The organism is Methylocystis bryophila, assembly GCF_027925445.1.
Classification (GTDB): Bacteria; Pseudomonadota; Alphaproteobacteria; order Rhizobiales; family Beijerinckiaceae; genus Methylocystis; species Methylocystis bryophila.
Map to the genome: position 1 here is coordinate 4219198 of NZ_AP027149.1, position 17623 is coordinate 4236820.

General features: G+C 64.2%; 17 protein-coding genes. 5 read left to right on the top strand and 12 right to left on the bottom strand.

Annotation, left to right across the window (positions count from 1 at the left end; all coding sequences use genetic code 11):
- Window positions 1–37: 37 nt before the first annotated feature.
- Window positions 38–649 carry a CDP-diacylglycerol--glycerol-3-phosphate 3-phosphatidyltransferase gene (gene pgsA / locus QMG80_RS19490; protein WP_085773532.1) on the top strand — a complete coding sequence of 204 codons (612 nt, stop codon included), beginning with the start codon at window positions 38–40 and terminating at the stop codon, window positions 647–649.
- Window positions 646–897: a molybdopterin converting factor subunit 1 gene (gene moaD / locus QMG80_RS19495; RefSeq protein ID WP_085770680.1), complete on the top strand. Its 252-nt coding sequence runs from the start codon at window positions 646–648 to the stop codon at window positions 895–897. The genes pgsA and moaD overlap by 4 nt, the downstream gene beginning before the upstream one ends.
- A gap of 27 nt (window positions 898–924) precedes the next feature.
- Here the strand turns inward: moaD and QMG80_RS19500 are convergent, their stop codons facing one another.
- The 9 genes from QMG80_RS19500 to QMG80_RS19540 form a co-directional block, all read right to left on the bottom strand.
- Complete coding sequence (locus tag QMG80_RS19500) at window positions 925–2163, bottom strand: molybdopterin molybdotransferase MoeA (RefSeq protein ID WP_281926150.1); 1239 nt, start codon at window positions 2161–2163, stop codon at window positions 925–927.
- Window positions 2141–2635, bottom strand: a complete 495-nt coding sequence (moaC, locus tag QMG80_RS19505; RefSeq protein ID WP_085773534.1) for a cyclic pyranopterin monophosphate synthase MoaC — start codon at window positions 2633–2635, stop codon at window positions 2141–2143. Before moaC ends, QMG80_RS19500 begins: the two co-directional genes overlap by 23 nt.
- Window positions 2636–2675: 40 nt before the next feature.
- A complete protein-coding gene (trpC, locus tag QMG80_RS19510) occupies window positions 2676–3488 on the bottom strand; it encodes an indole-3-glycerol phosphate synthase TrpC (RefSeq protein WP_085770681.1) in 813 nt (270 codons plus the stop codon).
- 142 nt (window positions 3489–3630) lie between these two features.
- The gene (locus QMG80_RS19515; protein ID WP_085770682.1) at window positions 3631–4686 is read right to left on the bottom strand and encodes an alkene reductase; all 1056 of its coding nucleotides are present in this window, start codon (window positions 4684–4686) and stop codon (window positions 3631–3633) included.
- Between the two features lie 144 nt (window positions 4687–4830).
- Window positions 4831–6510 carry a SulP family inorganic anion transporter gene (locus QMG80_RS19520; RefSeq protein WP_085770683.1) on the bottom strand — a complete coding sequence of 560 codons (1680 nt, stop codon included), beginning with the start codon at window positions 6508–6510 and terminating at the stop codon, window positions 4831–4833.
- A 694-nt stretch (window positions 6511–7204) separates the two neighbouring features.
- A complete protein-coding gene (locus QMG80_RS19525) occupies window positions 7205–7447 on the bottom strand; it encodes a twin-arginine translocation signal domain-containing protein (RefSeq protein WP_085770684.1) in 243 nt (80 codons plus the stop codon).
- Between the two features lie 200 nt (window positions 7448–7647).
- On the bottom strand, window positions 7648–8667 hold the full coding sequence (locus QMG80_RS19530) for a patatin-like phospholipase family protein (RefSeq protein ID WP_085770685.1): 1020 nt from the start codon (window positions 8665–8667) through the stop codon (window positions 7648–7650).
- Between the two features lie 149 nt (window positions 8668–8816).
- Entirely contained in the window at window positions 8817–9305 is a 489-nt protein-coding gene (locus tag QMG80_RS19535; protein ID WP_085770686.1) for a DUF1269 domain-containing protein, read from the bottom strand.
- A gap of 405 nt (window positions 9306–9710) precedes the next feature.
- Window positions 9711–10211: a hypothetical protein gene (locus tag QMG80_RS19540; RefSeq protein ID WP_085773535.1), complete on the bottom strand. Its 501-nt coding sequence runs from the start codon at window positions 10209–10211 to the stop codon at window positions 9711–9713.
- Between the two features lie 96 nt (window positions 10212–10307).
- Between QMG80_RS19540 and QMG80_RS19545 the strand changes: the two genes are divergently transcribed.
- Window positions 10308–12650 (top strand): TIGR02302 family protein, encoded by a 2343-nt coding sequence (locus QMG80_RS19545; protein WP_085770687.1) that lies wholly within the window; start codon window positions 10308–10310, stop codon window positions 12648–12650.
- Between the two features lie 96 nt (window positions 12651–12746).
- Here QMG80_RS19545 and QMG80_RS19550 read toward each other — a convergent pair whose 3' ends face one another.
- Complete coding sequence (locus QMG80_RS19550; protein WP_085770688.1) at window positions 12747–13322, bottom strand: hypothetical protein; 576 nt, start codon at window positions 13320–13322, stop codon at window positions 12747–12749.
- Between the two features lie 214 nt (window positions 13323–13536).
- On the bottom strand, window positions 13537–14169 hold the full coding sequence (locus QMG80_RS19555; protein WP_085770689.1) for a DUF1190 domain-containing protein: 633 nt from the start codon (window positions 14167–14169) through the stop codon (window positions 13537–13539).
- 259 nt (window positions 14170–14428) lie between these two features.
- Here QMG80_RS19555 and QMG80_RS19560 point away from each other — a divergent pair, with 259 nt between their 5' ends.
- A complete protein-coding gene (locus QMG80_RS19560) occupies window positions 14429–15016 on the top strand; it encodes a polysaccharide biosynthesis/export family protein (RefSeq protein WP_085770690.1) in 588 nt (195 codons plus the stop codon).
- A 214-nt stretch (window positions 15017–15230) separates the two neighbouring features.
- Here QMG80_RS19560 and QMG80_RS19565 read toward each other — a convergent pair whose 3' ends face one another.
- A complete protein-coding gene (locus tag QMG80_RS19565; RefSeq protein WP_085773536.1) occupies window positions 15231–16469 on the bottom strand; it encodes a penicillin-binding protein activator in 1239 nt (412 codons plus the stop codon).
- A 231-nt stretch (window positions 16470–16700) separates the two neighbouring features.
- Between QMG80_RS19565 and rsmI the strand changes: the two genes are divergently transcribed.
- The gene (rsmI, locus tag QMG80_RS19570) at window positions 16701–17615 is read left to right on the top strand and encodes a 16S rRNA (cytidine(1402)-2'-O)-methyltransferase (RefSeq protein ID WP_085770691.1); all 915 of its coding nucleotides are present in this window, start codon (window positions 16701–16703) and stop codon (window positions 17613–17615) included.
- Window positions 17616–17623: the final 8 nt, after the last annotated feature.

Below are 17623 nucleotides of genomic sequence, written 5' to 3' on the forward strand. Positions count from 1 at the left end.
GACAAAGCTACGGGCCGCCTATTCCATCTCGAGCAAGATGACTCACACGGCATTGCCGCGGCGGCGGCGCCTACGCCACGCGCTCGCCCTGCCCAATCTCCTCACCTACGGACGGCTCCTCGCCGTGCCGGTGGTGGCGTTCCTGTTGCAAAAGCCGAGCGCGGCTTGGGAGCATTGGGCGGCGCTCGGCGTCTACACGGTCGCCTGCTTAACGGATTTCCTCGACGGCTATCTCGCCCGCATCTGGAAGCAGCAATCCCCGCTCGGCCGGATGCTCGACCCCATCGCGGACAAGCTCTTGGTCGCAACGACCCTGCTCGCCGTCACCGCCAATGGCACGCTCGTCGGCTGGACCCTTTGGGCGGCGATCATCATTCTTTGCCGCGAGCTCCTGGTTTCGGGACTGCGCGAGTATCTCGCCGATGTGAAGGTCCCGCTGCCAGTGAGCGCCGTCGCCAAATGGAAGACGACGGCGCAGATGCTCGCGCTCGGATTCTTCATCGCCGGGCCAGCGGGAGAGACCGTTCTGCCGGGCACCGTCAGGATCGGCGACGCGTTGCTATGGGTCGCCGCGGCCTTGACGCTTTATACGGCCGTGGACTACGCGCTCGCCGGCTGGCCGCATATGGGCGAGGAGGAGGACGCGTGAAGGCCCGCTATTTCGCCTCCGTGCGCGAGCGCATCGGCCTAGCCGAAGAAGAGGTCGCGCCCCCGAGCGAAGTTTCGACCGTCGGGGAGCTCATCGCCTGGCTTTGCGGCCGCGGCGAGGGCTATGCGCTGGCCCTTGCTGACGCGGCGAAGGTGCGCGTAGCGCTCGATCAGACCCATGCGCGGCTCGACTCCCCGATCGGCCAAGCCCGGGAGGTTGCGTTCTTTCCGCCGATGACAGGCGGGTAGCAACGCCGGTTGCGTCCGGCCTCTCGCCTACAGCTCCCGAAGCCTCAATATCCGGCAGGGCTCGCCTGCCTCCGCGGCGGCTTCGCCGATTTCTCGCACGATGAGCGCCTGAGAGCGGACAAGCTCCGTCAGGAGGGAGGAGTCTTGCAAAGGCTGAGGCGTCGCGACGATCTGCCCCTCGGCGTTCCAGTTGAGCCGCGCGCGCAGATAGTCGCGGCGGGCCTTGTTGGCCGGCAGCTTCGAGCCGAGCAACACGATCTCCGTTCGATCGGCGTCTGCGTCCGGATCTCCCTGCATCGCGCGCAGCAGCGGTTTCAAAAATAACAGGCCGCAGACGAAGGCGGCAACGGGATTGCCGGGCAGGCCCAGCACCAGCGCGTCGCCGAGGCTCCCGAAGATCAGAGGCTTTCCGGGGCGCATGGCGATGCGCCAGAAGTCGAGCGTCATGCCCTCTTTCTCGAGCGCCGGACGCAGGAGATCACGCTCTCCGACGGAAGCGCCGCCGAGCGTGAGGATCACATCGGCCTTGGCTTGTCGCGCGAGGCCCAAGGCGCGCTGGAGATCCGCCAAGTCGTCTCGAAATATGCCAAGATCAATCGGCGCGCCGCCCGCTTCCGTGACGAGCGCGGCGGTCGTGAAATTATTCGTGCTGACGATCTGCGCCGGGCCAAGCTCGGAGCCCGGCGGCGCGAGCTCATCGCCGCTCGCGATGATCGCGACACGCGGCCTGCGCCGGACGCGCACCGTCGCTGTATTTGTTGACGCAGCCAGCGCCAATTCGACGGGCCCGAACCGTGTCCCGGCTGAGAGGGCCGTCTCTCCCTCGATGAAGTCGAGGCCCTTCGTCCGGATATGTGGCCCCGGCGGCGCCTTAGCGGCAAGCCACCCGTCCTCGACGACGGCGTCTTCCTGCAACAGGATTGCGTCGGCGCCCGTCGGAACCGGCGCGCCCGTGAAGATTCGCACGCATTCATTGGCGTGAAGCGCCGCGTCAAATCCCTTGCCGGCGGCGCTCTCGCCCACGAGCTTGAGGCGCGCCCCGGGCGCAGCCAGCTCCGCGGCGCGCACGGCGTAGCCGTCCATCGCCGAGACGTCGACAGGGGGCTGCGTTCGCCTTGCGACGACGTCGGCCGCAAGCGTGCGCCCGAGCGCATCAGCAAGCGGCAGGTCTTCGCTTCCAACGGGCGCACTTACGCTCGCCAATATCTTCACGAGCGCCGCGTCGACGCTGAGCAACGCCTTCTCACCCGCCATCGCTTTGCCCATCCTGCCGCCAAACTCCACTTCGGCCGCCGCGCTTCTCGACGAGCGCGACGCGCTCGATCCGCATTCCGCGATCGGCGGCCTTCAGCATGTCATAAATCGTCAAGCAGGCGACGGCGGCGGCGGTCAAGGCCTCCATCTCGACGCCCGTCTTACCGACGAGACTCGCCTGCGCCGTCACGCGGAATCCCGGAAGCGTTTCATCCGGCTCGATCTCGACGGAGCATTTTGAGAGCGCAAGGGGATGGCAGAGCGGGATCAGCTCATGCGTTTTTTTCGCCGCCATGATTCCTGCGATGCGCGCGACGGCCAGGACATCGCCCTTCTTCGCGTCGCCAGACAGCGCGAGCCGAAGCGTCTGCGGCGCCATGACGATGGTCGCCTCTGCAATAGCCGACCGCGCATTGTCGGGTTTTTCCGACACGTCGACCATATGCGCTTCTCCGGAAGGAGAGATATGGGTCAGCTCGCTCAATCGCAGATCCTCGCCGCCGCGCTCTTGCAAGCGGCCGCCTCTATGCGCGCAGCTTCGTTGGCGCGCCATGCAGCAGCTCGCGCGTCGCCGCCTCGACATTGGGCCTGCGCATCAAGCTCTCGCCGACCAGGAAGGTGAAGATATGCGATCTTTCCAGGCGCAGGCAGTCTTCATGGGTCTCGATCCCGCTTTCCGCCACGAGAATCTTGTCCTTGGGCGCAAGCTCGGCGAGCCTCTCGCTGGTTTCGAGCGCGATCCTGAAATCATGGAGATTGCGGTTATTAATGCCGATGAGGCGCGTCTCGAGCGCCAAGGCGCGTTCAAGCTCACGTTCGTCATGCACCTCGACGAGCACATCCATGCTTAGATCATGAGCGGCAGTGTTCAGCGCTTTCGCCTCCGAGTCGCTGACCGCCGCCATGATGATCAGAATGCAGTCGGCGCCGAAGGCTCGCGCCTCATAGACTTGGTAAGGATCGAACATGAAATCCTTGCGCAGCGCGGGCAAATGCGTCGCCTTGCGGGCAAGCTCGAGATAGTCGAGGCTTCCCTGAAATGAGGGGCCGTCCGTAAGGACCGAAAGGCAGGCTGCGCCGCCGGCCTGAAAGGCCTTGGCGAGATTTGGCGGGTCGAAATCGGCGCGAATGACCCCCTTCGACGGGCTTGCCTTCTTGATTTCGCCGATCAGCGCGATGCGGCGCTCGTTGTGCTTTTGCTCGATCGCATGGACAAAGCCGCGCGGCGGATCATGGTCCTGGATCTTGCGCTCGAGCGTCGAACGCGGCATGCGCACCTTGGCTTCAGAAATTTCGGTGCGCTTGTAGGTTTCGATTTTGTGCAGAATGTCGGTCATCTTCTCAGTCCGGAGAGCCGCCGTCCGTTCCACGGAGGCCTGATGGTAGCATGATTTTGGCCGGCAGGGGCAATGTCCCAGCGCCGGCGCGCGGCCCGGCCCTGCGAGTTGCCAGAGGCCCGCCCCGGCAAAGAACAGGCCGTCACGCGGGAAGCGCCGGATAATCCGTGTAGCCACGGGCTCCCTCGGCGTAGAAGGTCTCAGGATCGGGCTCATTCAGCGGCGCGCCCCGGCGAATCCGCTCCACCAAGTCAGGGTTAGCGATAAAGGTCTTGCCAAAGGCTGCGGCGTCAGCCTCGCCCTCTTCGATCGCCGCCCGCGCCATCTGTGGCGTGAAGCCTTCATTGACGACATAGGCGCCCGCAAATTGCTGCTTCAGCCGCGGGCCGAGCGCATCGGGTCCCGAGTGCTCGCGAACGCAGAGGAAGGCGATTTTGCGCTCCCCGAGCGCCTGCGCGACGTAACCGAAGGTCGCAGCGGGATTCGAGTCGCTCATCGAGTGCGCGTCGCCGCGCGGCGCGAGATGCACGCCGACGCGGCCCGCGCCCCAGACGCCGATGACGGCGTCCGTCACCTCGAGCAGCAACCGCGCACGATTTTCAATTCCGCCGCCATAAGAGTCCGCGCGCTTGTTCGAGCCGTCTTGAAGGAACTGGTCCAGGAGATAGCCGTTCGCGCCGTGAATCTCGACGCCGTCGAAACCGGCGGCCTGGGCGTTTTTTGCTCCCTGCCGATAGGCTTCCACGACGCCAGGAATCTCCTCGATCGCCAAAGCGCGAGGAACTGGATAAGGCTGCTTGGGTAGCAGCAGGCTGACGTGACCTTCCACAGCAAGCGCGCTGGGAGCGACGGGCAGAGCGCCGTCCAGATAAATGGGATGCGAGACGCGTCCGACATGCCAAAGCTGCAACAGAATGCGACCGCCGGCCGCATGCACCGCTTTGGTGATCTCTGCCCATCCCTCGACCTGCTCCTTCGACCAGATGCCCGGCGTGTCAGGATATCCGACGCCCATTGGCGTGACTGAAGTCGCTTCCGAGAGGATGAGCCCGGCCGAGGCGCGCTGCACGTAATACTCGCGCATCAGCTCATTCGGGACGCGGCCGGCGCTCGCGCGGCAACGCGTCAAGGGCGCCATAATGATGCGGTTTGGGAGAGAAAAATCGCCGAATTGAACGGGCTCAAGAAGCTTTGACAAGGCCGCCTACCTTCCCTGCTGCGCGAGAGCGTTAAACATGGACGCCTTTCGCTCCACTTTCACGCCTTTAGCAACGCTCGGTCGCGAAAACAATCGCGTCATCGCGCGCATGACCCTCTGTCGCGATCGCGAAGGGTTTGGTCTTCACATCTCCTCTACGCTTTCTTTCCTGCCCTCGCCCGTCGCGGCGATCGCCTCATGCAGCCTCTCGAATATCCCTGCTTCCCCGAGGATCGCCGCGACGCCATGCCGGTCCATATCTGACCGCAGATAAGAACTGACGCGCGCGAACCACACCTGCGTGCCTTGATGGCGCAGATCCTCGAGCAAGCTGCGAATCGACTGGCCGGCGGAGTAATCAAGGTCCGTGATGGCCTCGGCGTCGACGATGAACCACTGCACCTTTGACGGCGCGCGCTCGACGAGCGCTCTGACCTCGTTCACGAAGCGCTCTTCATTCGCGTAGAAGAGATCGGCGCCGAACCGGTAGACGATCAGTCCGGGCGCCGTCTGCGAGCCGGGGACCGCCGGCGTCGGCGCCCAGCGGCCGGTTTGATCCGGCGCCAGCATCTGCGTATGGGGCTTGTAGCTGTGCTTCACATGGCGAATGAGCGAGAGCACGATCGCCATCAAAATCCCGTCCTCGACTCCGATGAACACGACCGCCGCCGCGGTGAAGACGGCGAGGTAGAATTCGCCTTTGCTCTCGCGCAGGATTGAACGAAGGCCTTTGACGTCCACCATGCCGACCGCGATCGTGAAGACGATGCTCGCGAGCACGCAGCGCGGAAGATATTGTAGAGGCCCGGTAAAAAACAGAAGAACCGCCAAGACGAGGCCGGCGAAAACCAATTGCGCCACTTGGCTGCGCGCGCCGGAGCTGTCGGCCATCGCCGTTTGGGTCGGGCTGCCGTTCACGACGAAGGCGCCGCTGATGGCGGCGGCGGCGTTGGCTACAGAGAGTCCGAGCACATCCGCGTCTTCATCGAGAGTCTCGCGATAGCGGATCGCGTAAACTTTTGAGGTCGCCGCGCTCTGCGCGATGATCATCACAAAGCATGACGCGGCGGTCGGCAACAGCGCGATGATCTCCTGGAGCGACGCCTCCGGCCATTTAATCGACGGCAAGCCGCCCGGCACCTCGCCGATGACGGCGATCCCGCGCGCCTCAAAGTGAAGTTTGGCGCTGACCGCGATCGCCCCGAGAACGGCGACGAGCGCGACGGGAAAACGCGGGGCGAACCGATGCCCAAGCAGTATGGCGCTGACCACGAGAAGCGACAGTCCGAAGGTTTGGAGGTCGAACTGCCACCCGTTCTCGAAAAGATCCCCGACTTGCTGCAGCGTGCGATGGGAGGGCGTGTCTATGCCGAGCATCCCGCCGAGCATTGCGATCCCGACCTGGAAGCCGACGCCCGTCAGGAATCCGGTTAAGACCGTGCGCGCAAGAAAACTTGCGAGGAATCCGAGCTTGAATATTCGCGCGACGAGGAGAAGGCCTGCCGTCAAAAGCGCGAGCATCGCGACGAGCGCTACATATTTCTCGCTTCCTGCTGGCGCCATAGGGGTGAGCGCGCCGGAAAAAATGGCCGCCGTCGCCGAGTCCGCCGCCACGACAAGATGCCGCGACGAGCCGAAGATCGCGAAGGCGATGAGAGGCAGCAGGACGGTATAGAGGCCGGTGACCACCGGCATTGCCGCGATGCTCGTGTAACCTAGCACCTGGGGCACGTTCATCGACGCGAGGACGACGCCCGCCAGAGCGTCGCGTCCGCTCCCGCGGAGGTCGAGCGGCCTCAATCCGCTAAAAAGCTTCAGTCGCATGAGCGCGCTCCCCTCGCCCCTGTTCCTGCTCGAACCCTCCTCGCATCCGCATGCTTGGAACGGGTGCGGCTCCCGAGCCGGACGAGAGACAAAAGTCAGTCATGAGACGGAGTGACGCGCCGCCGCCGATTGTGAGTCACCGGCCGAGTCGACGCCCCCTGCGAGGATGCGTTGGGATCTTCACCGATACGAAGTCGCGCGTGCGCAGTCCCCCGCTCCAGCATCGATGCGGGTTCAGAATTTTCTTGAACTGCTCTTCTTTCAAGAAGGCCGCATTGCTCGGAACGCCGCTGATGGGCGCCATGCGGCAGCATCTCATCAATTGGCTTCCCTGCTTTACGGTAGCGCCGGCGCGCACCAACCCACCAGAGCGAGAATCGAGGCAATAATTCTCTTGCGCTCCCGCACTCGCCGCTGATGTCGCGAGGAGCAAGCCGCTCATCGCCAAGACGGCAGATATTTTGAGGCGGATTGGTATTCCGGCTTGGCGCTCTCTTGTCATTTTTGCTTTCATTGTGAGGCGCTCTTTGATCGGACGTTCCTTAGCCTGGTCACTGGTAAGTTTTGATCCCACAATGGCGGCATCTCAAAAAATGGCGTTGCATGAGCGGCTTGAGCTGAGTTGGCAGACCGCGCGCGGCGCGGTCCGCCAGGATAGCAAGCGAAAAAGCCTATGACCGCGCTCCTCGCAATCTCACTGCATCTCGTGCGGCCGCGCGCGTCCCGTCTTTCTGACGCGCGCGACACGACGATGACGATGGCCCCTGCGCGGACGTGAGACGCGCGGCTCATGATGCATAGAGGTGAACTGCCGCTCCTGCGCCTCGGCTTCCGAGGGCCGGCCGGCAAGCGCCGCCATGGACGCTGCGGCAAGAACCGCCGCTAAGAACGAACGACGTGAGGGCTTGCTCTCTTCGGGGACGATCTCATATGTCATTTTTGATTCCTCCCACCGCAGAATATTTTGCCACTGCCGAATATTTTGGCCATTGAAGCCTATGGCTGGGTCTTATACGAGTCAAGCCGCTCGCTCCAAATCAGCGCCACTGTCCTTGCGCAAGAGATATTTCGGCAAACGAAGCATCTCGGTCATTCCCTAATTCAAAAATTCGAACTGAACATGAGTCCGGCGAGACGTCATACCGCGTCGAGCAATCTATCCAAATCAAAAGAAGATTTGACGCCGATGTCCTCTCCGTGTCGCTCTAGGAATCCTTGCGCCGCGCGACGTCCCTCGTCACGCAGCATGCATAGGAAATCCCACTCCGCGAGGAGCTTGGAGGAGGCGTTGAGCTCCGTCATCATATTGCTGGAGATGCGATGAATACGCATCTGCGCCCATTTTTCGCTTTCTCCACATCCAGGATCTGCGATTTGGCGCAGCAGCGCGATCATGCGGAGCTCCTTGAGGAGCACCGCATTGAAGGACACTTCGTTAAGCCGGTTCAAAATGTCGGCCGCCGCTCGCGGCGCGCCCGGACGCTCGATCGGGTTGATTTGCACCAGGATCGTATCTCTGGAGTCGCACTCTCGCACGAGGGGCGTCATCGTGGGGTTGCCCGAGTAACCGCCATCCCAATAGGCGTCGCCGTCGATCTCGATTGCTTGAAACATCGTGGGCAGGCAGGCCGAGGCAAGCAAAGCGTCGACGGTCAAGTGAGCGTTGCCAAAGACGCGTCCTCGGCCCGTTGAAACGCTGGTCGCCGTCACGAAGAGCTTTATCGGGGATCTCGCGAGGCGCTCGAAATCAATCAGCTCCAAGAGTATGTCACGCAGCGGATTGCTTCCAAGCGGGTTAAAATCATAAGGAGAGAAAATGCGCGACAGCATGTCCGTGGCGATGAAAGCCGGCGAAGATTCGAGCGTCCACCGGCCCATGAAAATATCCAAGGGACTTCGTTGCAAAGGACTGAAGCGGCCGGCTTCAGCGACGCGCCGCCAAAAGGCTTCCAATGACTCGCGCGCGCCTTGCGCGCCCGCCCGCGCGTAACCATCGGCGAAAATCGCCGCATTCATCGCGCCTGCCGAAGTTCCGGAAATGCCGTCGAACTTGAGCCAGGGCTCTTCCAGCAGTCGCTCGAGCACGCCCCAAGTGAACGCTCCATGAGCGCCGCCGCCTTGTAAGGCCAGATCCACCAGGACTTCGCCGCGTGTCATGGCGTTGCGGCCCTTTGTTTGTCGAGCGACTCAGATGGCGACAACTGGGCTTGCCGCTGGCGCCGCCAGCTCTGAGGTCTTCCGCCTGCGGACGGCGACGGCCCGAAAATTCGAGACGGCGCCGTCCGATCTTTTCTGCGACGTCGGCGTCAGGCGTGGGCGGAGATCGCCTCGCGCAGCGCCTTTTCCTTGCTATCGTCGAGAGACGTCTTGAGGACCGTTCCTCCTGTGCCCTTCAAGGCTTCGAGGACCTTATCGGCCGTGAATTTCTTGATCAGAAGAAACAAGGCCGCGTTTCCGGGCTGCAGAGAGCCGGAGAGCTGCTTCATAAAGTCGTCGTTGATTCCGTAGTCCGACATGGCGCCGGCGAGAGCGCCTGAGGCGGCGCCCAGCGCAACGCCCAATATCGGGTTCAAGAAGATCAATCCGACCAGCAGTCCCCACAAGCCGCCGGTTGCTGTGCCCGCCGCTGTCGTGCTGAACAGCTGATTGAGCTTTACCGTGCCGTCTGTCTGCTTGACGGCGATCACGGCATCGCTGACTTCAATCAAATATTCCTTCTGGAGGCCGAGTATTTTCTGGCGCATCCCCTCGGCGTTGGCTTCTGTCGGGTAGACTATGACGACCAGGTCGGACATCTCTGCGCACTCCTCAAGGAGCTACTCTGGATTGATCTATATTTCCAGAACACATGCGGCGCACGTGCTTAAATGCGATAACGCGTGACGCAAAAGAAAGCAACGTCATAGAATTGTATGGTCCATGTGTTTTCCGATCAAAGGCAATGATGTCGCTGGTGATCGCGAGCATGTCGGTCCCGCCGGCCCGCCTATCCATCGCTGCGAGCAATTCGTTCATACAAGCAGTAACGTCATCGACGCTTATGGCGATGTGCAAGGCCGCTCGTTGGCGCGATCTCTCTGCTCACATCAGCGAGAGAGCGGGCAAGGGCGACAGATGGCGCGACAAGAAGATCCGTCAAGGTGGAGGCGTCGCGACGGCCGACAAAATTGTCGTTGGAACCGCCTACCTTCGACTTTTCATCACCCCTCGCTCCAAAAATAATGCCACACGCCGTCGGCGCCGAAGCCAAGTCTCGTGACCCGCGGCCCTCCGTTTGCGATCGGCCGGGCGTAGTCGTAAAAGCGCACGCAGCTCCAGAAGGCGCGCTCCGCCTCGGGAGTCGTGGGCGGCGCGGCGAAGGCTGGCCATTCGTAGATCGTGACGGGGCCGCGCTCGATCTTCGAATAGGCTTGCGACAGCGCAGCTTTGGCGACGTTTAAGGTCTCGAGTCCTTTGCGGTCGAAGGAGAGCGCCCGCAGCGTTTCGATCGGGTCGTAGCCTGGCGGACGCTTGCCGCCAGAGCGTTGGAACAGGGGCCGGGTCTCGTTCCAGTCGATCGGGATGCGCAGCGCCTCAAGCTCGCCCTTCGCGCAGGCTTCGAGAATTTTCAAGCGAATCGCCGCGACCGGCGCCGGGAGCGCGGCAAGGTCGCGAGAGGGCGCGGAAACGATTCCCGTCTTCTGCTCTGCTGAGTTGGGCATGACCTCGTCTCTTTTGGCGCCGGCGCGCCCTTCCAATCGCCTGTCGATGCGTTAGACCTCCTTTTACGCGTTTTCTGCGCAGAGCCGGAATCCAAGATGAGTCAGAATCCCCGTGCGAGTAGAAAGCCGCCGGTACCGTCACTCCTCGACTTGATGGCGCGGCGCGCGGCGGGCGCGCTCATGGCCGAGCGGCTGCTCCGGCTCGCCGCGGCGCTCGGCTCGCTTCTCCTCTTTTTTCTCGCGCTTTCCTGGTCCGGCTTCTGGCTCGAGGTGGGGGCGCCGTCGCGCATCGCCGGCGTTTCGCTTTTCGCCCTTTGCGCATTCGTTCTCACTGCGCTCGAAATTCGCCGCGGGCCGCCCGCTCGCTCGGAGGCGCTGGCGCGCCTCGACGCGGCCGACGAGAGCGGCTTGCGCCCTGCGAGCGGACTCCAGGATCGCCTGGCTTTCGAGAGAGCCGACGCGGCCACAATCGCGCTCTGGGCCGCGCACCGTCGAAGGCTCGTCAATGCCTTACGCGGCTTGCGCCTGCCGCCCCCGCAGCCAGGCCTCGCGCGGCGCGATCCTTATGCTTTGCGCGCCCTCGCCCTCCTCGCCGCCGCGACGACGGCCATCGTCGCCGGCTCTGACCGGGGGACCCGCCTCGCCGCCGCCTTCGATTGGCGAAGCCCCGGCGGCGCAGTGGACTCGGCGCGGCTCGACGCCTGGCTCGATCCTCCCCCTTACACCGGCCGCGCCGCAATCGTGCTGGAGGAGAAAGACGCCGGCCGAACGCTCCAGGCTCCGGTCAATTCGATCCTGCGCATCCATGGCGGCGGCGGCGCGACGGAAGGGGCTTTCGTGGAGCTCAAGGACTCCGACCGAAGCGCTGGGGGCGAAAGGCAGGAGCGAAGATTCGCGTTAAAGGGCGACGCGCGTCTTTCGCTTCCGAACCTCGGCGTCTTCGCCCTCGCGGCGATCCCCGACCTCGCGCCGACGATCGAACTGACCGCGCCGCCGCGCAATAATTTTCGCGGCTCGATGACGCTCGCCTTCAAGACCGACGACGATTATGGCGTCATCGAAGCCCGCGCGTCGTTTGCGGTCAAAGACGGCGCCCCCAAGCCGCTTTTTCCCCCGCCGCGGCTCGCCCTGTCCTTGCCGCAGCAACAGGGCGGTCGCGGCGAGGCGGAAGCGACGCTCGATCTCGCGGACAGTCCCTGGGCGGGCGGGAACGCGATCATGACGCTCGCGGCCAAGGACGAGGGCGGCAATGAAGGCGCCTCGAAGCCCGTCGAAGTCGAATTGCCGCAGCGGCGCTTCACCGATCCGCTGGCCCGCGCCCTCGCGGAGCAACGCCGCCTCCTCGTTTTCGATCCCTCCTCGAGCGCGCGCACGCGGCTCGTGCTCGACGCGCTCTCCCTCGCCCCCGACCTGTTCAACACGCCCTCTTCGGCCTACCTCGGCCTTCGCCTGGCGCGGCGCGCGCTGGATCGGCCGGAGAGCGAGGAAAATCTGCGCGAGGCCGCCGACCTGCTTTGGGCGATCGCGACGGGGCTTGAAGGCGACACGAGCGAGAGCGAGCGCGCGCTCAGGCAAGCCCGCGAACGGCTGCGCGACGCCGTGGCGCGCGGCGCGAGCGAAGAGGAAATCGCCCGGCTCATGCAGGATCTCCGCGACGCCATGGACAAGTTCATGGCGGACATGCGGCGCGCCGGCGCACAGAAAAAGCGCCCGGCGCGCGAGCCGGCCGGAGAGACGCGGGTCATCGACCAACAAGAGATCGAAAGAATGCTCTCTGAGCTCGACCAGGCGAGCAAGTCGGGCGACTCGCGGCGCGCCGCCGAGCTTTTGGATCGTCTTGGCGAGATTTTCGAGAATCTCCGCGGGTCGGGGCAAGCCCGGCCGTCTGCGTCAGGGCGAGGCCTCTCCGATATCGACCGGCTGTCGCGCGAGCAGCAACAGCTTCGCGACGACACGTTTCAGGGCCAAGGGCAGAACGATTCCGGCGCGGAGCGGCAGCGGAGCTTGCGCGAACGCTTAGAGAGCACGGTGCAAGGCTTGCGCCGTTCGGGCGAGGGCGCGCCCTCCGATCTTGACGACGCCGACGAGGCGATGAAGGACGCCGAGCGCGCGCTCAGCCAAGGCCCGGCAGGGAGCGAAAGAGCCGTGAAGGCGCAAGGGCGCGCGGTGCAGTCGCTGCGGCGCGGCGCCGACGCCCTGGCGAAGCGGGCCGGAGAGGGTCCATCGAGCGAGGGAGAAGAGGGCCAGAACGGACGCGATCCCCTCGGTCGCGACCTCGGCGGGGACGGCGGTCAGAATGGCGCCGCGCGTCTGCATCCCCCCGGCGCAGCCCCGGCGCAACGCGCGCATCGCCTTCAGGAGGAGCTGCAGCGCCGCCTGGACCAGCGTGAGCGGCCCGCCGAGGAGCTCGACTATCTCGAGCGTCTCTTGAAGCGCTAGGACGCGATGCAAAAGCGGAAACCCGCTTTCCGCACGCATCGCGCTCTAAAATTCACGTTCTGCGTTCGGGCTAGATCGCCCGAACGCAGAGAGCAATTAGCGCGTAGCGGCCCATTGCTCGACCGTCACGTCATGCGTGGCGTTCTCGAGCTTGTCGGACCTCTCCTCGAGCATGGCGTGCTCACGTTGGGCGGACATCGCCTCGAGGCCGTCCGAAAGGATCGCCGTCTTGAGAGCCTTCGTCGCCTGTGCGCCGAGATCCCGGATCCATTGATTGACATTGGCGAGCAGCACCCTCTTACGCTCCCTTTGCGTCTCGACGCCGCCGCCGTCGTCCTCGCCGAGCGCAAGCTCTTCCTCGGCTCCGGCCCTTCTCTTATCGATATCCGCCAATTTGTCTTCGAGCGCCTTTATCTCCTCCGGCTTGGCGTTCGACGCCTTCGCCTTCTCGAGCGACGCTTCCGTCTCCTTCTTCGCCTTGGCGAGGTTGTCCAGGCCATTGCGCAGCCAGGCCGCCTGCAGCTTCAAGAGGCCCTCACGGGGCGTATTGCCCGAGACGCTCAGATTGCCGGGAAGCGGAAAATAAGGTCCGAGCTCCGCCGCCCCAGCCGGACCGACGATGAGAAGCGCGCCGCTGAGCAGAAGCGCGAACGCGTGTTTCCGATGCGCCATGTGTTCCTCCTTTGCCGGCGGCTCTTCTTGTCCGCTCGGTCATGATTTCGTACGCCCTTTTTGCGCTTGAGCAGCAGTTCGGTCCGAAGCGGCTCAGGCCCAATCGGAGGCATTCTGCGCCGAGCCGACATTAGGCCCCCGCAAGCTTAGACTTAGAGTGGGGCATAGCCGGCCTGCTGGCAAGCCCGAGACCGCCGTCAGCCCCGCGGACGCTTCAGCGTCTGCGCGCGGGCGCGAGGACACAGGCCGTAGCGGCGCTGGCGCGCGCGGAAGGCTCCAGCACGGCCGCGCAATCGAAATTGGGGTCGACCGCAGGGGGCGGCGGGATAACGCCTTTCGGGCTGTCAGGCGAGGAAACGCCAAAATCCCCCGCCGGCCCCGCGGCGCGATTGGCCCAGTTCCAATATCTCGAGGCTTGCGGACTGATCGAGACCTCGAGCCGCGTCGCCGAACGCGGCTGAAATGCGAGCGAGCCCGCCACGGGAGTAACCGTCGCGTCGCGGCCACTGGACTCGATAATTCGAAAGCCGTCCTGACGCGGCGTAAAGTAAATGCCGTGCCGGTGGCCCTCCCAGGCGCCTCTGCCATTATAGCCGAGGGCGCAGGGCTGTCGGAGCGCTCGCTCGCAAGCGGCGCGCGTCTCAAATCGCGGCGCCTTTTCCTCAAACTCGGCTGCAGCGTTTTTTTCCGCATTACCGCACAGCTGCGGGCTACGTCCGCCTTTGGCGACGCATGCGGCGGCGTTTAGATACACCGAGCCGCTCGGTCCTCGCAGCGCTTGCGCGCTGGATTCGATCGGGCAGAGAATGGGGATCGTCATGGCGACCGCCCCCCAAATGATCCGCATCGGGCCTCCGTCATTCTCGATCGGCGCCTCGCGCGCTTACGGCCGGTCGAATCAGCGCCGCCGAAAGGCGTGCTGCGATACCAAAAATTCCGTGCTATTTGGCGGCGCACGCGTCATTTATCTCGGTAAGGCGCCAAAATCGCGTAAATCTCGGATGTTCCTGCTTTTGGCGTTTTTGTGAAATCCATTGAGGTTGACGACGGCCGCGACGGACGACTATCAAGACATAGCTGCTTCGGCAATAATCAGCAGGTGTGTAATGCGCTTTAAGAGAAAATTCGGCGTCGTCCTTTTCTGCGCTGTCACTCTCACCGCCTGCGAGCCTGGGGCGACACTCGATCCTTTGACCGACGAGCAGCGCGAAGAGCTGATTAGAACAGCTCAGACCACCTCTCCTTATCTGAAGCCGGGCGAGAGGGTCAGAATTGTGGTCTTCGGCGAGGACCGGCTCACGGGCGAATATGAGATCGACCCGGCTGGCAATCTGTCCCTGCCGCTCGCCGGCACGATCAAGGCGTCCGGCCTGAGCAAAGCCCAACTGGAGCGCGATCTCGCCAAGAGATTCCGAGGAGAATATCTGCGCGACCCCAAGGTGACGGTCGACGTGGTGGGCTTTCATCCGTTCTACATCATGGGCGAGGTCGGCCGCGCCGGAGAGTTTCCCTTCCGCAGCGGCCTCAACGTCATGAGCGCGATCGCGCTCGCCGGCGGCCCCACCTATCGGGCGAGCCGCCACACCGTGCTCATCAAGCATGCGGACGAACCCGGGTTCCGGGAATATCCTTTGAACGCGGAGATCCCGGTTCTTCCGGGCGATCTGATCAAGCTGCCGGAACGCTATTTCTGATCCGCCGCCAGATCGTCGTCATCTCGAGCGACGAGCGCGCGATGCGAAAAAGTGGAAACCGATTTTTCGCGCGAGTCGCGCTTTAAGACGCTGGAATTGATTGCTTTATCTGCGTTTGATCGGTTCCGCTCAAATGCAGCGCGCTCTCAGTTTTTGATTTGGGACGTGTCCCACGAAATCGAGCGCATGACGCCACGCGCAACGGCTCCGCGTTTCAGCCGCTACTGGCCGGGCCAAGCGTGCGCGGCGCCGGCGAGATCACCCTGGGCTGAGCGTCGTTAATTTCGAGCACCGAAAGCGCTCGATCGTTCAAGCCCTCGGCCCGGAAGCGAAACACCCCGTCGGCTCCATTGAATCCCGCCGGATTGGTGAGCGAGGAATCAGTGAAGCGCTGTGAGCCCTGCTGGCGGGAGAGCGCGATGGCCAGCGTGACCGCGTCATAGGTGAGGGTTGCGATGCGCGACGGCTCGGACCCGAACTTAGCGCGATATCTGCCAGCGAAAGCGTTGAAGCCGGCGTTCTCCGGCGCGGCGAACCAGGCGCCCTGCAGCGCGGGGAGCTTCAACGCGCGCGGATCGTTCCAAAGGCTCGTCCCGAGGATCTGCACATGTTTGGAGTCGAGATTGGCCGCCGTCAGCTCGCGGGCCACGGCGCCCATGGCCTCCGGCGAATCGGGAATGAATAGCGTGTCGATCTGCCCGGCGACGGCCGCGATCCGCTTGACTGCGTCGGCAGGCTGGCCTGGCTTATACTTTTCGATCACGACGACGCGCATGCCGTGGTTGGCTGCGCTCTGCTGAAACTGTGCGAGGGCGAGCGCGCCATATTCGTTGTCGGGAACGAGCGCCGCTGCGGACTTCTTGCCCCGTTGGGCGGCGAAGTCGATGATCCGCTCGACATTTCCCTCGACGAGAAACGACAGCAGATACACGCCGCGCGCGGCCGCTGAGGAATCGGTCGAAAAGGCGATGACGGGCTTGCCGGCGCCTTTCGCGACACGCCCTGCTTCCTTGACGCCAGCGGCGAAGACCGGGCCGAGAATCAGCTCCGCGCCTTCGTTCACGGCGGCTTGCGCCGCGGTCGCCGCGCCCGCGGGCGAGGAGTGGTCGTCCTTGACGACGATGCTGACATCGCTTTGTCCCGACTCGAGATAAGCGAGCTGCGCCGCATTGCGCAATGACGCGCCGACGCTCGAGGGGCCGGACGCTTGCGTCAGCGGCACGATCAGCGCGATTTTGATTGGACCCTGACCAATGAGCTCGCTCGGCTCGCCCGCGAGCGGCGGAAGCGCCTGGGATTGCGCCGAGCCTGAGGACGGCGCGGTGAGCTTGAGATCCGACCGGCTCGACCCTCCGGTGGGATTGCACGCACAAAGGAGCACAGCCGCAGCCGCCAAGGCGAGGCTGAAGCCCGCCCGTGACGGCGCTCTGCGGTCAAGCGCCGGTCGGCTCATCGTCCGCATCGTTGTCGCTGCAAAGCTTTAGACAGGCGTCAAACCCTCCGCGCTGGTCCTTTCCCGGAGCCGGGCAATAGTCCCGCCCGGCGGTCGCATGTCAATAGCGAGGTCGACTCTCCCGCGAAAACGAGGAACTGTGGGACTGAGGCGCAAGCTTGCGCCGACGACGGACTTCGTTCTATAAAAAGAACATTCGAGCGTCTTACAGAACGGCGATGCGGGGAGCCCATGCCTGACGATCACGCGTCGCCTGCACCCTTCACTTACGCCGCCTTCGGTCTGCGCGCTGAGGCCGAGCAGATCGCGCCGGGCCTCTATCTCGTCGCCACGCCGATCGGCAATCTGCGCGACATTACCTTCCGCGCGCTGGAGACGCTGGCGGCGGCCGATGCGGTGATCGCCGAGGACACGCGCGTCACACGGACGCTGCTCGCGCATTACGGCATATCGACGCCGCTCGTCGCCTATCACGAGCACAATGCGCGTGTGATGCGCCCGCATCTCCTCGCGCGGCTGAAGGAGGGCGCGCGTCTTGCGCTGGTCTCCGACGCGGGGACTCCGCTTGTCTCCGATCCGGGCTACAAGCTGGTTCAGGAATCGCTCATCGCGGGCTTCAAGGTCACCGCCGTCCCGGGGCCTTCGGCGGTCCTGACCGCGCTCGTGGTGGCCGGCCTCCCGACCGACCGCTTTTTCTTCGAGGGCTTCCTCCCGCAAAAGAGCGGCCCGCGGCGCGCCCGCCTCGCCGAGCTTGTGCACGTGCCGGGCACGCTCGTTTTTTTCGAAAGCCCTCGCCGCCTCGCCGACACGCTGCAGGACTGCGTCGCCGCGCTCGGCGACCGGGAGGCGGCGATCGCCCGCGAGCTCACCAAGCTCTACGAGACCGTGCGGCGCGGCTGGCTCGCGGATCTTGCGCAAGCGCTGGCGCAGGAGGAGCCTCCGAAGGGCGAGATCGTGCTGCTGGTCGCCCCGCCTACTGGGGATGCGAAAGCCGGACGCGAGGAGGAGATCGACGCTCAGCTCGAGGCGGCGCTCGCCGCGCATTCGCTGAGAGACGCTGCGGATGTCGTCGCCGCCGCGACGGGCCAGCCGCGCCGCCAGGTCTATGCGCGCGCGCTAAAGCTCGTGGCGGAGCGGGGCGGATGAGACGGGGC

Excerpts from the sequence above, each read along its gene's own strand:
- pgsA (WP_085773532.1), top strand. The coding sequence starts at position 38 with ATGACTCACACGGCATTGCCGCGGCGGCGGCGCCTACGCCACGCGCTC.
- QMG80_RS19500 (WP_281926150.1), bottom strand. The coding sequence starts at position 2,163 with ATGGGCAAAGCGATGGCGGGTGAGAAGGCGTTGCTCAGCGTCGACGCG.
- trpC (WP_085770681.1), bottom strand. The coding sequence starts at position 3,488 with ATGACCGACATTCTGCACAAAATCGAAACCTACAAGCGCACCGAAATT.
- QMG80_RS19520 (WP_085770683.1), bottom strand. The coding sequence starts at position 6,510 with ATGCGACTGAAGCTTTTTAGCGGATTGAGGCCGCTCGACCTCCGCGGG.
- QMG80_RS19525 (WP_085770684.1), bottom strand. The coding sequence starts at position 7,447 with ATGACATATGAGATCGTCCCCGAAGAGAGCAAGCCCTCACGTCGTTCG.
- QMG80_RS19530 (WP_085770685.1), bottom strand. The coding sequence starts at position 8,667 with ATGACACGCGGCGAAGTCCTGGTGGATCTGGCCTTACAAGGCGGCGGC.
- QMG80_RS19535 (WP_085770686.1), bottom strand. The coding sequence starts at position 9,305 with ATGTCCGACCTGGTCGTCATAGTCTACCCGACAGAAGCCAACGCCGAG.
- QMG80_RS19540 (WP_085773535.1), bottom strand. The coding sequence starts at position 10,211 with ATGCCCAACTCAGCAGAGCAGAAGACGGGAATCGTTTCCGCGCCCTCT.
- QMG80_RS19545 (WP_085770687.1), top strand. The coding sequence starts at position 10,308 with ATGAGTCAGAATCCCCGTGCGAGTAGAAAGCCGCCGGTACCGTCACTC.
- QMG80_RS19550 (WP_085770688.1), bottom strand. The coding sequence starts at position 13,322 with ATGGCGCATCGGAAACACGCGTTCGCGCTTCTGCTCAGCGGCGCGCTT.
- QMG80_RS19555 (WP_085770689.1), bottom strand. The coding sequence starts at position 14,169 with ATGCGGATCATTTGGGGGGCGGTCGCCATGACGATCCCCATTCTCTGC.
- QMG80_RS19560 (WP_085770690.1), top strand. The coding sequence starts at position 14,429 with ATGCGCTTTAAGAGAAAATTCGGCGTCGTCCTTTTCTGCGCTGTCACT.
- QMG80_RS19565 (WP_085773536.1), bottom strand. The coding sequence starts at position 16,469 with ATGAGCCGACCGGCGCTTGACCGCAGAGCGCCGTCACGGGCGGGCTTC.
- rsmI (WP_085770691.1), top strand. The coding sequence starts at position 16,701 with ATGCCTGACGATCACGCGTCGCCTGCACCCTTCACTTACGCCGCCTTC.